14 protein-coding genes and 1 pseudogene are annotated in these 15,600 nt (G+C 46.0%); all 15 read right to left on the bottom strand.

The annotated features are described in order from the left end of the window. Positions 1–209: 209 nt before the first annotated feature. On the bottom strand, positions 210–1,481 hold the full coding sequence (locus tag ACQ5BJ_RS10565; RefSeq protein WP_040736754.1) for a competence/damage-inducible protein A: 1,272 nt from the start codon (positions 1,479–1,481) through the stop codon (positions 210–212). A gap of 112 nt (positions 1,482–1,593) precedes the next feature. After that, positions 1,594–2,172 carry a CDP-diacylglycerol--glycerol-3-phosphate 3-phosphatidyltransferase gene (gene pgsA, locus ACQ5BJ_RS10560; protein WP_005550501.1) on the bottom strand — a complete coding sequence of 193 codons (579 nt, stop codon included), beginning with the start codon at positions 2,170–2,172 and terminating at the stop codon, positions 1,594–1,596. Next, positions 2,169–3,497, bottom strand: coding sequence for a 30S ribosomal protein S12 methylthiotransferase RimO (rimO, locus tag ACQ5BJ_RS10555; RefSeq protein ID WP_005550502.1), 1,329 nt, complete (start codon positions 3,495–3,497; stop codon positions 2,169–2,171). The genes pgsA and rimO overlap by 4 nt, the downstream gene beginning before the upstream one ends. A 157-nt stretch (positions 3,498–3,654) precedes the next feature. Then, positions 3,655–4,143 carry a YajQ family cyclic di-GMP-binding protein gene (locus ACQ5BJ_RS10550; RefSeq protein WP_005550503.1) on the bottom strand — a complete coding sequence of 163 codons (489 nt, stop codon included), beginning with the start codon at positions 4,141–4,143 and terminating at the stop codon, positions 3,655–3,657. A 125-nt stretch (positions 4,144–4,268) separates the two neighbouring features. Next, positions 4,269–4,433 carry a hypothetical protein gene (locus tag ACQ5BJ_RS10545; protein WP_005550504.1) on the bottom strand — a complete coding sequence of 55 codons (165 nt, stop codon included), beginning with the start codon at positions 4,431–4,433 and terminating at the stop codon, positions 4,269–4,271. Between the two features lie 140 nt (positions 4,434–4,573). Beyond that, entirely contained in the window at positions 4,574–5,542 is a 969-nt protein-coding gene (locus tag ACQ5BJ_RS10540) for a RodZ domain-containing protein (RefSeq protein ID WP_430109797.1), read from the bottom strand. 48 nt (positions 5,543–5,590) lie between these two features. Then, positions 5,591–6,355, bottom strand: coding sequence for a DUF3388 domain-containing protein (locus ACQ5BJ_RS10535; RefSeq protein ID WP_163978262.1), 765 nt, complete (start codon positions 6,353–6,355; stop codon positions 5,591–5,593). 241 nt (positions 6,356–6,596) lie between these two features. Then, positions 6,597–6,851, bottom strand: a complete 255-nt coding sequence (locus tag ACQ5BJ_RS10530; RefSeq protein ID WP_005550507.1) for a DUF3243 domain-containing protein — start codon at positions 6,849–6,851, stop codon at positions 6,597–6,599. 92 nt (positions 6,852–6,943) lie between these two features. After that, positions 6,944–7,690 (bottom strand): elongation factor P 5-aminopentanone reductase, encoded by a 747-nt coding sequence (gene ymfI, locus ACQ5BJ_RS10525; RefSeq protein ID WP_430109800.1) that lies wholly within the window; start codon positions 7,688–7,690, stop codon positions 6,944–6,946. 84 nt (positions 7,691–7,774) lie between these two features. Then, positions 7,775–9,055: an EF-P 5-aminopentanol modification-associated protein YfmH gene (gene yfmH, locus ACQ5BJ_RS10520; RefSeq protein WP_005550510.1), complete on the bottom strand. Its 1,281-nt coding sequence runs from the start codon at positions 9,053–9,055 to the stop codon at positions 7,775–7,777. 3 nt (positions 9,056–9,058) lie between these two features. After that, positions 9,059–10,339 carry an EF-P 5-aminopentanol modification-associated protein YfmF gene (gene yfmF, locus ACQ5BJ_RS10515; protein WP_193373014.1) on the bottom strand — a complete coding sequence of 427 codons (1,281 nt, stop codon included), beginning with the start codon at positions 10,337–10,339 and terminating at the stop codon, positions 9,059–9,061. Positions 10,340–10,500: 161 nt separating this feature from the next. Continuing rightward, positions 10,501–11,256: a spore cortex-lytic enzyme gene (sleB, locus tag ACQ5BJ_RS10510; protein WP_005550515.1), complete on the bottom strand. Its 756-nt coding sequence runs from the start codon at positions 11,254–11,256 to the stop codon at positions 10,501–10,503. A gap of 145 nt (positions 11,257–11,401) precedes the next feature. Continuing rightward, entirely contained in the window at positions 11,402–14,134 is a 2,733-nt protein-coding gene (locus ACQ5BJ_RS10505) for a DNA translocase FtsK 4TM domain-containing protein (protein WP_430109804.1), read from the bottom strand. 170 nt (positions 14,135–14,304) lie between these two features. Next, entirely contained in the window at positions 14,305–14,514 is a 210-nt protein-coding gene (locus ACQ5BJ_RS10500) for a YlzJ-like family protein (protein ID WP_163978265.1), read from the bottom strand. Positions 14,515–14,714: 200 nt separating this feature from the next. Next, a pseudogene (locus tag ACQ5BJ_RS10495) lies at positions 14,715–15,422 on the bottom strand (ClpP family protease); the annotation flags it as partial. Between the last annotated feature and the right edge of the window lie 178 nt (positions 15,423–15,600).

Here is a 15,600-nt window from a genome sequence, read left to right as displayed (position 1 = left end):
GGTTTGCCAAGCATTTTTTCGAACATACATTCGTTTTTTGACGAACACACCCACTTCAATATCCATTTTTACCATATATTAGATATATCAATTTGCCGGATGCAGCCAACAAAAAAACCGCAACAAAGCGCACATACACTTTGTTACGGTTCTTCCGCATCTATAATCGATTGTAGCTTCCGCTCTTTATTTTGTCAACAATTTCTAAATTACATCGCATTATGCACGGATCGTTCCTGCAGCCGTCTCCATAACCGATACATAATGGCATATACCGTACGGCGGCGTATCCCTTCCCGATCTCCATTCAAACGCAACTCTTCAACAACAACTTCCTTCCCCTTCTCGGCAATTGCTATATAAACCAAGCCGACAGGCTTACGCTCCGAGTGGTCAGGCCCTGCAACTCCCGTTATGGCTACTGTGAAATCAGTATCAGCAATGTCCTGCATCCCTTCAACCATAGCCTTCGCAGTTTGCTCACTTACTGCTCCAGGTGCATGCTCTCCCTCAAGCAGCTCATGAGGCACGCCAAGAATTCGTTCCTTCATTTCGTTCGAGTAGGTCACCGCACCGCCAGCGAACACATGCGAGCTTCCAGGGATCGCCGTAATCGTATCAGCGAACATCCCTCCTGTACAGCTTTCGGCAGCGGATAAGGTTAACCCATATTGCGTCAACTGCTTCACAAGCACTTCTGGGAGCGGCAAATCCTCAGTTGCATAGAGATGCAAGCCCAGTCGGGTGCGAATTTCACGTTCCACCTGATCGAGCTTCAACTCGGCTTCTGTCCGATCTGTCCCTTTTACAGCCAATCGAACAAGTACCTCCCCTTCCTTTGCATAGGTGGCAATCGTTGTATCTGTTTGCTGCTCGATCAGATCGAGAAGAGCATTTTCGAGACCTGATTCTCCGATGCCCGCAAATTTCAGCATTCGCGTATACAAGGAGGATTGATCAATGACTTGCCGACGCTGCAGCCACGGAATCGCCTCATTGTCGAGCATTGGCTTCATTTCACGTGGAGGTCCTGGAAGCAGTACATACGTTGTTCCATTATGTTGGAGGACATTCCCAACGGCGAGGCCTGTCGAGTTCTGCAGTACATCAGCCCCATCAATGACATGCGCTTGACGCTTATTGCTTTCAACCATATGGATGCCGCGCCCTGCAAACATCTCTGTCATCTTGGCCATTGCCGGTTCATCGTATGTCATCTTACGACCTAACATTTCCGCAAGTACATCCTTCGTCAAATCATCCATCGTTGGTCCTAGACCGCCGGTAAAAATGAGCAGGTCAGAACGATCCCGAGCTGTTTCAATAGTCTGTTGAATTCGCTTGGCGTTATCTCCGACAACCGTATGATAAAACACATCCACACCAACCAAAGCCAATTGCTGTGAAATATATTGAGCATTCGTATTTACAATTTGTCCGAGCAGCAGCTCAGTGCCAACTGCAATGATTTCTGCTTTCATGTCAACCACCATCCCCATAAGTCTGTACATAAGAATAGGTGCCTCTTCCACCCCGGAAACAGCCGGAAATACGGAAAAAGCACCTATTTACCTAACAGCTTCCGCTCATCTATCACGAAAGATGCAGCACATTTTTATTTTTGACAAAATAGTCAATTCCCGAGTAGACCGTGATCAACGCGGCAACCCACGTCGCCAATATATCAAATCGGAAATGAAGAAACGCAAACGGAAAGTTGTTAAGCAGCATTGCCGCAATCGCCGTTATTTGTGTCGCCGTCTTCCATTTTCCCCACTTGCTGGCAGCAACAACCGTTCCTTCGAGCAAAGCAACTTGACGAAGGCCTGTAACCGCGAACTCACGGCTGATAATGACAACCGCGATCCACGCATCACACTTTTGCATCTCAACAAGAGAGATGAGTACCGCCGCTACGAGCAGCTTGTCCGCAAGAGGATCAAGCAGCTTTCCTAAATTTGTAACCATTTTGCGTTTACGGGCGATATAACCATCCAATCCATCAGTACTTGCAGCAATAATGAAGATCAAGGCCGCAATAATCTGGTTGTAAGTAATCGAAAACCCCTCTAGTTCAATCGCAGGCAAATAATCAAAGTTCACCAATAGGAAGAACATCATTATTGGCACAAGAAAAATACGGACCAACGTTATCTTGTTCGCCAGATTCACGCGAGACCCTCCCCGGCTAAGTCAAATTCAAGCGCATGAGTAATCCTTACCTTTGCAATTTCCCCAATACTCAATGGCTGGCCGGAAATAAATACTTCCCCGTCAATTTCAGGGGCGTCGAATTGCGAGCGGCCGATGAATACATCATTGCGGCCATCGTAACGCTCAACAAGGACTTCCAATATATCACCAATACGCTTCTCACTTACTTCTTTAGATACTTGACGTTGAATCTCCATAAGCGTATTCGCACGCCATTCTTTCACCTCATCAGGGACATGGTCAGGCAAGCGAGTTGCCGGCGTGTCCTCTTCGGAAGAATAGGTGAATACACCTAATCGATCGAACTTCATTTCCCTAATAAAGTCGCATAGTCTGTCAAAGTCTTCGTCCGTTTCTCCGGGGAACCCTACAATAATAGACGTACGCAGCGCTACACCCGGGATTCGTTCACGGATTTTGTTCACGAGCTCTCTGGAATCACGCTGGCGGCCCGGACGTCTCATACGCTTCAAAATGCTATCTTCGCTATGCTGCAATGGCATATCGATATACTTGCAAATCTTCGGATTGCTTGCAATCGTATCCATAAGCTCCTCGGTGAAGAAACCAGGATATGCGTAGTGCAGGCGAACCCATTCCACACCTGGAATTTCGCTTACTTTATTCATCAACTCCGGCAGCTTGAAGCCATCGTACAAGTCTACACCGTAATTCGTGGAATCCTGGGCAATTAAGCTAATCTCCTTAACCCCTTGTTCTGCCAGCTGGGCTACCTCCGCAAGAATTGACTCCATTGTACGGCTGCGGAACTTGCCTCTCATAATTGGAATACTGCAGAAGGTACAATTGTTGTCACAGCCCTCGGCAATCTTGACATACGCCGTATAGCGCGGAGTCGCCACTTTACGCGGAAGGATGCGATCATAATCGAACACAGGGTTGCCTACCCGGATAGGCTTGCTTCCCTGCAGTGCTTCATCAACAATATCATTGATTTTATCAAAGTCGCCTGTACCAACGATACCATCAATCTCCGGCATTTCATCGAGAAGCTGCTCTTTGTATCGCTGTGTTAAACAGCCCGAAACGATGAGCGCCTTCAGCTCTGCGGTTTCCTTCAGATCTGCCAATCTTAAAATCGTATTGACCGATTCTTCCTTAGCAGCATCAATGAATCCACATGTGTTGACGATGATAACCGTTGCGTCTTCTTCATTTTCCACCAACTCATATCCACGCTCATAAATTAAGCCGGACATAATCTCGGAATCAACCAAGTTTTTGTCGCAGCCCAACGTTACGATTTTAATCTTTTCTGTCATTTTACATCCCCCATAAGGCAGACTCCTATTTGGAGTATTTTCATATCCGTATATCTATGTATCTCATCAAGTATAATACAGTCATGACTTTGGAGTCAAAAAAACAAAAAAGGCCCATCATCCTTCTACCTTACAGCTGTGATGATGGGCTATCCGCTTAGCGATAATTCGTAAATTGCAGATCTAGCGGCAGATTTGCACCCCGTAGCAGCTGCATGACAGCTTGCAAATCGTCTTTACTTTTACCAGTAACTCGAATCTGATCTCCTTGAATCTGGCTTTTTACTTTAAGCTTCGAGTCACGGATCATAATATTAATTTTTTTAGCTGTATCCTGATCAATCCCCTGCTTACACTTCGCCCGCTGTCGTACAGCAGCTGACGCTGCCGGCTCAATTTTACCGAAGTCCATATTTTTGATAGCTACACCGCGCTTGGCCATTTTTGATTGCAATATATCAATGACACTCTTTAGTTTGAACTCATCATCCGATACAATGATCACTTCATCCTTCTCAAGGGTAATTTTACTTTTACTTCCTTTAAAATCGTATCGAGATTCAATTTCCTTCATTGCCTGAGTAATTGCATTATTCATTTCCTGCAGATCCAGCTTGGATACAATATCAAATGAACTGTCCGCCATATTTGGTTCCCCCTTCAAGATACAACTTAATTCCATATGTACAAACTTAACGTTATGTATATACACAAAGGCATTCTCAAACAGGCTCAAGCCTGCAAAAGAATGCCCCTGCAGCATGCGATTGTCTAAAAACGAACGCGTGCTGGCGCTCGGAACATATCAAGCACTCCTAGTAAAATATGTGCAAGCCCAAAGCCTAACACGCCATACCCCCAAACACTTGGCATCAAGTAATACCCTAACAAGCTGACCACAATACCAGCACCGGTAACGATCCAACTGGTTGCCATTGCTCGACACCTCACCTTGTATTTAATCGGAGTTCACAATTATCGCCGCAGCTATATTGTCTCCTGTGAAAAAGTGATTATGTCCAGCGGCAGGATGTAATTCGAACCAAACCAGCCATTGGGTCATGCTGTTTATGCACCTAGTGATTGCCTTGATCCATGTTCGTTGTAGGGGATCCCTCTTGCTTTTCTGCTTGTAGCTTCTGCGCTTCCTCGTAAGAAATCCATTGCAGGCGAATATTTTTGGAGCCCTCATTGTCGGATTTATTCAACGGCTCCCCAGCAACCGTAACTTCGATCGCCTTAGCATAACCAGCGCGAATGAACATACCTTGATCCGTCATATCGAACGATACGGTTTGATCCTTCTCCAATGTTTCATAATGGAGCTTCTTCCCGCTGCTGTTCTTCTCATGAACGGCCAGCCAGCTTCTGTCATTAACTGCTTTAATTTCAACCTTCACAGGTGTATTCGCTGGGGCCGATACTTGATACACATCCTCAGAACGCTTAGAGGTTTGCAATACGACAATTGGCTTCTGCTCCTGTTTCGGAGGTTCTGGAGTAGTAGGCTTAACTGGCTGTTGAACCGCTCCACCGGCATTGTTTTGTCCTGCTTTGCCGCCATTGGCCGCTCCATTCGCGCCCGTAGATGGTGTCTGTGTCTCCGTAATATTCGTATCATCAGAAGTGTTGTCCGATGTTCCCGGATTCACTTTCATGACGACGAAGAAATAGACAATGACACCGATTAAAATGATGAAAGCCCATAGAAGCAGCGTCGATGCCCAGCGTCCAAATCGATCAGACGATGACGATTGTACACTGCGTTTCTTCGTTCGCATGAGCGGCTCGACTGACGGCTCGGGTTCCGGTGTCGGAATATCGTTGCGATAATACTGCAAAATTTCATCAGGGTTCAAGCCTACCGTCTCTGCGTACGTTTTGACAAAGGCACGTACATAGAACGAACCCGGCAGCACCTTATAGTCCCCTTCCTCAATCGCCTCCAAGTAACGCTTACGAATTTTCGTAGCTTCTTGGACATCATCCAGGGAAAGATTTTTTTCTAGCCTTGCTTTTTTTAATAATTGCCCTAACTCTGACACAACTTCACCTCCTGTCCATAATCCAAGCTGCACCTGCGTACTGCTATGTTAAATTTCGTTATAATTTATCGTAAACGATTCGTACGTAATTTCCTCATCCGGATTGTTGCGCAATTCGATAATGTAATCAAAAAAATCATAATCATAACTGGTTTCTTGAACAAATATATCTGGATGCTCAATTACCTTCGTGGATGGCATATTGATAATTTCCTCGAGCAATGAAGCATGTTTCTCATTCGAACGAATCGTGCTTACAATGCCATCGATAATAAAGATATTGTTCGGGTTCAGTTCCTCATCAGACATTTGACTGCGCACGGTCTGTCTGAGCAGCGTAGAGGATACAAATGTCCAGCGCTTCATCGCACACACGCTTCCAGCAATAATGGATTCCGTCTTGCCAACCCGCGGCATTCCTCGAAGCCCGATCACCTGTTGCCCATCACGCTTGAATATTTCACCCAAAAAATCAACAAGCAAGCCAAGCTCGTCTCTTGTAAAGCGGAACGTCTTTCGATCATCAGAATCGCGTTCAATATATCTGCCATGGCGTACAGCCAGTATATCAACCAGCTTCGGCTGCCGCAGTGCGGACACTGTAATATTGTCAACCTTTTTCAGCATCTGCCCCATGATTTCGATCTTCTCATCATCATCCGTTTGCAGAAGCATTCCTCTTGTCTTGTCTTCTACACCGTTAATAGTCAAAATGTTTACTTCGAGCATTCCTAGCAGCGAAGCAATGTCCCCGAGAAGACCAGGGCGGTTTTTATGTATCTTATATTCCATATACCACTGTTTGTACTCCATGACACACCTCATCCGCGGTTATCCGCCGTTTTCCATTCTACAATACATGGGACACAAATTCCACCGGAGTCGGGCTAAAAAACGAGAAAAAACGCAATACTTTCTAAATTTCTCCGATTCAGTACCATTATAGCAGGTTCTGAGCATGTATTCATGTCGTTTGCATGAAGATGAGGGTATGAAAAGAAAGAAAGTTCGGTTCAGAACTTCCTTTCTTTTGATATATGGACAAAATGACGAATTACCCGTTTTGCTCAGCCAATTTTACCATCAAACGAGCAATCGTTTTCCGCTCCTCGTCAGAGCCGACACTCCACAATTCTTTCAATGCACTTTCTTGTGCATTTTTCGGGTCAACCTTCTCTTCCAAAAACGAACCGATTTCATAAGCAAGCTTGGAAATTGTTTCTTCAGACATGCCTAGCCCTTTTGCTTGCTTGACACGTTCTCCAAGAAACTTTTTCCACGAGTCGAAGTTTTCAAGTACTGATGACACGAGAACGCCCTCCTAGTGGTCTAATGTGAATTCATCAGTCGTAATATGTGCCTATGCCACCGGAATTATGCGTAACATATCAAGCATTAGACTTACATTTGCCATCCGCCATTTGGACTAATAACTTGTCCTGTGATATATCCCGATTCAGGCAGTGCCAAATAATAAATCAGGGAAGCAACCTCTTCCGGTGTTCCAAGTCTGCCTAATGGAATATCTTCTTGGAGCGCCATTCGTTCTTCTTTATCCAAATGCTTAACCATATCGGTATCCACCACACCCGGTGCTACCGCATTTACAGTTACTCCAGAAGGCGCCAGCTCTTTCGCTAATGCCTTTGTAAAGGCATTAACGCCGCCTTTGGCCATCGAATACATGACTTCACAGGAGGCTCCAGTGATTCCCCAAATGGAGGATACATTGATAATTCGACCATACTTTTGCGTTATCATATACGGAGCAAATCGTTGCGTACACATGAACATCCCCTTCAAATTAATGTCCATACAGTCCATCCATTCCTGCTCCGTTACATCCGTGAACAGACCGTAATAAGCAACACCAGCATTATTGACCAATATATCAGGTGTGAAACCCAACTCATCAAGCTTTTCCTTCATTCGATCAAGCTGCTCCATATCTCTGAGATCAGAAGTGATTGTCATGACCTGCGCACCATGATTCAGACACTTGCGAGCCACTTCATTCGCAGCTTCGTGTGAATTTAAATAATGAATCACGATCTTCATACCTACTTGAGCGAAACGTTCCGCAATCGCTGCTCCAATCCCACGGCTAGCTCCAGTTATTAGGACAGATGTCTCTGACAAAGCTTTCATACTTGCTCTCCCCCTTTTTTTGTGGACAAGTATTGTACATATAAAAAAAGAAAGCGCACCTGATTGCAGGTACGCCTTCGTATGTTACGGTTGTTCGACAATAGACACTGCTAGTCGATTCCAATCAAAATGATCCTTCAACCGCTGATGCACTTGTTCTAACGTTAGCGTCTCGTATACCGAAAGTATATCAAATAAATCGGTATCACGGAACTTATACTTCGTAAATTCGTTGGCAATCGCTTCAGGAGAATTTAGCATCCGCAAGTAAGAGCCAATCGACTTATTGCGGATACGCTCGAATGCACCCTGCTCGAAGCCCGATACTTTGCGCTCATCAATTAGCTCCCTAACCCGCTTCACCAAACCATCAGGGTCTTTCGTTTCCCCGCCGATAATCGAGAAGGCATAATCAGAGCTGCAATTGAATTCGCTGCCAAATGAATCTGTCGTTAAACCTTCCTCATACAGCGTCTGATATAACGGCGAGCTACTGCCCAACATCAAATCCAGCATAATGCGCGTCTTTATTTCATGCTCCAACAGTTCCTTACCCTCTAGGCCGGGACGAGGTTCTTTACAACCGAATAAACATCGAGGAAGAGATACGGGAAGCTTGGAGACTCGTCTTGTCTCCTTCACCGTGTCTGGTTCCTCCTCGAATATGCGGCGTATCTGCCCTTGCGGCTCATATGTCTTGCTGGCCTGATTGCTGCGTACTAACTCGAAGATGCTTTTCGGTTCAACACCGCCTACGACGAACAACAGCATGTTGGAAGGATGGTAGAAGGTATGGTAGCACGTATAGAGTGTTTCCTTCGTAATCGTCCCGATTGATTCTATCGTACCTGCAATATCAATATGTACAGGATGAACATGGTACATTGCCTCAATAAGGCCAAAGTACACCCGCCACGCTGCATTATCGCGATACATGTTAATTTCCTGACCGATTATGCCCTTTTCTTTTTCTACATTTTCATCTGTAAAATAAGGCCTTTGTACGAAATCAATCAACGTCTCCAGGCTCTCTTCAATTCGGGACGTGGATGAAAACAAATAGACCGTACGATCAAAAGTAGTAAAAGCATTCGCAGATGCACCCTGTTCGGCAAACTTAGCAAAAATATCTCCTTCAGGCTCTTCAAACATTTTATGCTCCAAGAAGTGTGCGATCCCATCTGGAACTTGAATCTCTTCTTGTCCTTCCACATGAAAATGATTATCGATAGAGCCATATTTTGTGGAAAAAGTAGCGTATGTCTTCTGGAATCCCGTCTTAGGGAGCACGTACACATCTAATCCATTATCCATCTGTTCATAATAGATCGTTTCTTGCAAATTGGAGTAATGACGTTGTTCCATCGATTAGGCCTCCTCCCTATTGCGCAAGAAATAAATCGTATCCAACTGGAAGGTCAGAGCGACCTTTTGAATATGCGCTGCGTCGATATGCTCTACCTCGTCAATGAGTTGGGACGTACTGCGCTCTTTTCCAGACAGCACCCGGTTGAAATCAAAGCCAATCATTTCAAACGAGGAATCATCAATTTCACGCAGTTGATTCGCAATCATGGCTTTCGTCTGACTGATTTCGAGTGGCTGCAGTTGTCCTGCCTTCATTGCCTCAAGCTGCTCAATAATAATTTCCCTGGCTTTATCAAAATGCTCGAACTCAATCCCAGACTGAATCGTGCAAATGCCTTTATGCCCTTCGAAGCGGGAGGCAGCATAGTAGGCTAGACTGTTCTTTTCACGCACATTGATAAACAGCTTGGAATGCGGGTACCCGCCCAAGATGCCATTGTACATTAACACAGCAGGATAGGCATCATCAGCATAGGTAATGGTGGAGCGAAGCCCCATATTCAGTTTTCCTTGACTGACTTCGAGACGTTCAATAACGGTGTTCGGTTCGCCTATGCGCGGCACTGGTATAGAACGGGCATATGGCGTCTCAACCGAGCGGCCGATACGGAACGATGACTCTACACAGCGTTCAACCTCTTCATAGGTTGTATCCCCAACAACATAAACGTCAATTGCCGCATGCTCAAGCAGCCAGCGATACTTTTCGGTTAATGCGGCCGCATCAATCGAGTCTAAATCTTGCCGATTGCCAAGCGCATGCAGGCGATACGGTTCGTTTTTGCACATTTCCTCTACGCAGCGTTCTGCCGCATAACGGATTTTATCGTTAACGATCGACTCAATACGCTGACGCAAGGTTTCTTTCTCCTCGTCCACATACTTACTGCGAAAGGTACCATTATCCATGGCTGGAGTCGTAATTGCTTCGCCTAAAAACTGAAATGCCTGTGCAAGCAAGGACTCTGACGAGCTCACAAAAACATCATTGATAACGTCCATACGGAACTGAATGATTTGATAATCCGCTCGCTTGAACACATCGAAGCCAAATCCTGCTCCGTACAACTCATCCAAGCGCTCGCGGAATCGTATCGTTTCCGGATACGAAGACGTGCCTCTCCGCAGTACAAAAGGCGTTAGTGCCGTAGTCGTTAAGGTATCCTCTTGGAGTGGGATCCCTACATACACAGAGATGGCGAACGTTTTAAAGCGCTTTGTCGGCATAACATGAACACGCATGCCTTTTACCTTTCCCCGTTCAAATGTCGGTTTGCTCACCATATCTAACCCCATTTCTTCATATGATCAATCATTCATTACCAATAACATACCGGAATGGAAACAAAGAAGCAAATGGCCTGCTGCCATTGCTTCTTCATCCCGCTTCCATATGTAACATCTCGTTACGTCTCATTTCTTTCGTCGCTTCGATCACTTCATTACATACAGAATATATGCTTGCCGATTGTTTTCACCTGAGGACGTGTCCAAATCCATTTGGACGTAGCGGTTTCAGGGTTGAAATAATATAGGCAGCCGCCGGAAGGATCCCATCCATTAATTGCATCCTTAACTGCTCGTTTTGCCGTCTCATTTGGTTCTAACCAGATCTGTCCATCGGCTACTGCGGTAAAAGCACCTGGTTGGAAAATAACACCGTATGCCGTTTTCGGGAAGCTCGGCGATTTCACCCGATTCAAAATAACAGCTGCTACAGCTACCTGCCCTTCATAAGGCTCTCCACGTGCTTCACCATAGACCGCATTCGCCATAAATTTCAGATCATTTTCCGATAGCCCCAAATTGTTGGAACCGCTTATATTGTTATTTGTTGAGCCAGAAGGCTTGTTTGGTGCCGTCCCGCCCGTAGTTTCAGGCTTCCAGTTTTTCGTCGCCTTTACTAGCATTTCTTTGGTCTTCGGCCCAACGATTCCGTCTGACTTCATGCCAAACTTCCATTGGAACCACGTCACTGCATTTTTCGTCGCTGGGCCAAAGATACCGTCGGTCTTGCCGTCATAATACCCGAGAAACTTCAATCGACCTTGTAACTCCTTCACATCTTGCCCCTGTGAGCCTTGCTGCAATGTCGCATTGCTAAATGTGGCTTCCGTCTTGCCCATTTGCTTGTACTGGAATGCCCCAATCAGCACGAATACGATGCATATCGTAATCCAAATCATCCGTTTTCTCATGCCTAACGTCTACCTCTCTCTTGTGAATTTGACAGGATTGGCAACTTTATTATGAGATAACAGGGAAAGATCTATGCACTTGCATACACTCCTCCATGCACAACAAAAGAGGACGCCAAAGCATCCTCTTTTATGGTTCCCTACACTATGATGATATTTTACTCTGCTGATACTGTTCCAGCGTCATTAGTACTTCGCGCGGTCGACTGCCTTCATGTGCGCCGATCAAACCTTGCATATGCATATGATCAATTAAGCGGCTGGCGCGGTTATATCCGATTCTCATCCGGCGTTGAAGCAGTGATGCCGATGCTTGCTGCGCCTCCAGCACAATTTGAATAGCTTGGTCGTACAATTCATCGACTGGTTCATCCGAGGCATGTCCGCTTTCATCAATCTCCGGCACTAATTCCTCATTGTATTCCGCCTGCGCTTGACCGCTTACGAAGCCAACGACAGCTTCGACCTCTTGATCGGATAAGAATGCTCCCTGCACCCGTATCGGCTTGGAGGAGCCCATCGGCAGGAAGAGCATATCGCCACGTCCAAGCAGCTTCTCAGCGCCAGCCATGTCCAAAATGGTTCGTGAATCCACTTGAGAAGATACACCGAATGCAATTCGCGATGGAATGTTTGCCTTGATGACCCCAGTGATAACGTCAACAGAAGGACGTTGAGTCGCGATAATCAAGTGAATACCTGCTGCACGCGCCATTTGGGCTAGGCGGCATATCGAATCCTCTACATCATTGGCAGCAACCATCATCAAGTCCGCAAGCTCATCGACAATAATAACGATATACGGCAGAACCTTATCCGGTTCATCTGCTACTAGCTTGTTATACCCCTCAATGTTCCGGGTTCCTGATTTGGAGAACAATTCATATCGTTTTTCCATTTCAACGACGATTTTCTTCAAGGCTAACGAAGCGCGTCTCGGATCTGTAACGACGGGGGCAAGCAAATGTGGAATACCGTTGTATACATTCAATTCGACCATCTTCGGGTCAACCATCAGGAACTTCACTTCATCCGGTTTTGCCTTGTAGAGGATACTCGTTATAATCCCATTAATACATACCGACTTTCCTGAACCTGTAGCGCCTGCAACAAGCAAGTGGGGCATGCGGGCCAGATTACCTACGATTGGCGTTCCTGCAATATCACGTCCCAATGTAATGGACAACCTTGATGGCGCATCTATAAACGTCGGTGTCTCCATGACTTCACGCATCGTTACAACCGAAACCTCATTGTTCGGCACTTCAATCCCAATAGCGGATTTGCCCGGAATCGGCGCTTCCATGCGAATGTCCTTAGCGGCTAGCGCAAGTGCGATATCATCCGACAGACTAACGATTCTGCTGACCTTTACCCCGATGTCAGGCTGAATTTCATAACGAGTTACTGCCGGTCCACGTACAACCTCTAGCACCTTCGCCCTTACACCGAAGCTCTCAAGGGTTGCTTCCAGCTTGCGAGCCGTCTGCATGAAGTCGGATTGATCGCCGCCTTTCCCGCTTCCTTGCTGTTTAGCAAGCAGGTTGAATGGCGGCATTTTATATGGCTTCGGAGGCGGCTTCTGAATAACAACAGCTTCGTTTGTACCTTCACCGTCACTCAGCAATCCATCCGTCTCTAATTGGACGTCACCTTCACTCTCCACTACGTCATTCTGATGGCGAAGAGGAGACGCTCCTTGCTGTACACCTTGTGTTTCTGCTTGAGGATCATTATTCCAATCATCTTCAATATCATCCGCCCCTTCTTCCCACGTTGCAGGCTTTGTAAAGCCTCCTACCTCCTCAGCATGATGGGACTTCTCATCTCCGCTATCATCTGTCGCTGTAAAGTCGCGGAACAACGGGGTATGTGACTGATCATCATCCTGTTCAATGCGAGCAAGCAGCGCATTCAGCTTGGAAGCATTGCTTACCGTATTCATTGATGCTGTATCAGCTTCTGGGTGTATATTGTGATCGTCATTCAATCTAGCTGCATGCGGCTTGCTCGAATGAGCGGTATGTCGCTCATTATATTCCTCATCCTCTTCTTTCGATGCGAGGAATCGCTTTTTTCCTGCTTCACTTAATTTGCCGAATATTTGCATGAACACTGGCGTTCTGCTTGAATCATTCTCTTCTTCATCGTCCAATTCATCATCCAGCATGTAATCGTCGTCTGAATCCTTTTTCGCCGATTTACGATTTTTACTTTCCATACGTTTGCGTTCATTAAGACGCGCCTTACGTTTCTTCTTGATGATTGCCGCAAATTTCTTCACTTGAACACGGATAAGCTTCACAAGATCGACATAAGACAATTGCGTTGCCAGCATGAAGCCGATGAAGAGCATAACAATGGTAAGCAGCTTTGTTCCTAGAGCTCCAAACAGCACAAATAGCGTACAGTAAAGGATTGCTCCAATGTAACCGCCGCTAATATCCTTCTGCAGCATCGTTCCTGCCGTCCCCGTATCGGTAGCCTGCACGAGCTCTAAGTTCAAAGCTTTATGTATATCATTTAATATGTATCCAGCACTTACTTCATCTGCAGTTGGCAAAATACGCTGTTCTACTGCATGCACGGTACTTATCATCGTCAAAGCTAGTATAATGACCATGATGCCACTCTTGCGGGAGTTCCAGCCTGAAGGCCACTGGCGTTTAATCATAACCGACAATCCAATATATATGAACACGAGCGGTATGAAAAAGTACCATTTACCTAACAACAAGCCTGATATTTTGGATAAGGAGCGCCCGAACGCCGCTCCGCCTGCCAATGCAATGACGGAACAGGTAATCAGCAATATGCCATATATTTCATATTTCAAGCTCTTGCTGAAGGATTGCTTTTTCTTCTTCTTACGGGCCAAAATGCCGTCACCTCCATCCCTCATTATAACACAGAACAACCGTTCTTCCTATGACCATTCCATAACTAGGGAAAAGGGAAAATAAAAAAGACAGAACCCAGGTCAGGTTCTGTCTGTCTGCTTGAACATATATGGGATTAAACCATCCGCAATGTCTTAGACCTTACATATTAACACAGTGATAATAGGGTGCCAGGGGCGAAGCTTGGATCCAAAAAATCCTGCATGCCTGTATTCTTCAACAGCCGCTCGACTTTCACGGTCGTATTGTCGACCTGCTGCACTAGCAGCGTACGTCCCTGCCACTGCATTTCGAAAAATGCCGGCTCCTTATCGAATCCTTGCAAGACCTGCTCCATCGGTATGATTGTATGAAGCATTATCCTCGCTCCTTTGCCGGCACATACATTGCTTGCGTACCTGCATGCTGATTGTGTTGCTGCTGCTGCTGATTAGCTCCACATTGTTCACCAGATATGATCGGCTGCTCAGCCCCAGCATGATGCCCGCCATGTTCTTGATGCGATCCATAATGATTAGCGTGCGCATGGTCATGATGGCCACCATCCGAGCCTCTCTCCTCACGTTTCTCATCAATTAAGCGATTCAAATGCTTCAATGCCGTACCAATACCCCCGACTTCATCAATAAGACCATACTTAACAGCATCATGCCCAATTACTGTCGTACCGATATCGCGTGTCAGTTCTCCAGTTGTGAACATTAAGTCCTTGAATTTGGACTCTGAAATATTTGAATGAGCCTTTACAAAGCGTACGACCCGCTCCTGCATCTTCTCCAAATACTCAAAAGTTTGCGGTACACCGATTACGAGCCCTGTTAATCGAATTGGATGAATCGTCATGGTTGCCGTCTCTGCAATTAAACTGACATCGGCAGCTACGGCAATTGGAACCCCGATGCTATGCCCTCCTCCTAGCACCAATGTCACGGATGGCTTGGACAATGAGGATATCATCTCGGCTATGGCCAGCCCTGCCTCTACGTCTCCCCCAACCGTATTTAATACGATGAGCACACCCTCAATTTTTGGATTCTGTTCCACCGCAATTAATTGTGGGATCACATGCTCATATTTGGTTGTTTTATTTTGAGGAGGCAATACAATATGCCCCTCGATTTGACCGATAATGTTCAAGCAATAAATATTAGATTCGCCGGTTGTCGGGATCGACGCCGTACCTAGTTGTTGAATTGTTTCCACTGTAGGGGGAGCTTTAGTTGGCTGCTGCGGCTGACCTTGTGGATCTAAAGGCTGTTCGTTCATCATCTTCCATTACCTCCAATTGACCGGTACAATGCCGTCATAGCATGCTTCACGTAAAGATGTTTTATACGCTGATTCATATGCATAAAAAAGCTGCCGTCCCTGCAGATTGCAGAGACGGCAGCTTGTAACGTACGTGAGCGAGAATGACTGGTGACTGGGATTCTCGCTCACTTCG

The sequence above is a fragment of the Paenibacillus sp. B1-35 genome (assembly GCF_050474385.1).
Taxonomy (GTDB): domain Bacteria; phylum Bacillota; class Bacilli; order Paenibacillales; family Paenibacillaceae; genus Paenibacillus_B; species Paenibacillus_B alvei.
This window is presented reverse-complemented; position numbering and strand designations above follow the sequence as displayed.

Coding starts and splice junctions, on each gene's coding strand:
- ACQ5BJ_RS10545 (WP_005550504.1), bottom strand. CDS start 4,433: ATGGCAACCAGTTGGATCGTTACCGGTGCTGGTATTGTGGTCAGCTTG.
- sleB (WP_005550515.1), bottom strand. CDS start 11,256: ATGAGAAAACGGATGATTTGGATTACGATATGCATCGTATTCGTGCTG.
- ACQ5BJ_RS10550 (WP_005550503.1), bottom strand. CDS start 4,143: ATGGCGGACAGTTCATTTGATATTGTATCCAAGCTGGATCTGCAGGAA.
- ACQ5BJ_RS10565 (WP_040736754.1), bottom strand. CDS start 1,481: ATGAAAGCAGAAATCATTGCAGTTGGCACTGAGCTGCTGCTCGGACAA.
- ymfI (WP_430109800.1), bottom strand. CDS start 7,690: ATGAAAGCTTTGTCAGAGACATCTGTCCTAATAACTGGAGCTAGCCGT.
- ACQ5BJ_RS10535 (WP_163978262.1), bottom strand. CDS start 6,355: ATGGAGTACAAACAGTGGTATATGGAATATAAGATACATAAAAACCGC.
- ACQ5BJ_RS10500 (WP_163978265.1), bottom strand. CDS start 14,514: ATGCTTCATACAATCATACCGATGGAGCAGGTCTTGCAAGGATTCGAT.
- yfmH (WP_005550510.1), bottom strand. CDS start 9,055: ATGGAACAACGTCATTACTCCAATTTGCAAGAAACGATCTATTATGAA.
- rimO (WP_005550502.1), bottom strand. CDS start 3,497: ATGACAGAAAAGATTAAAATCGTAACGTTGGGCTGCGACAAAAACTTG.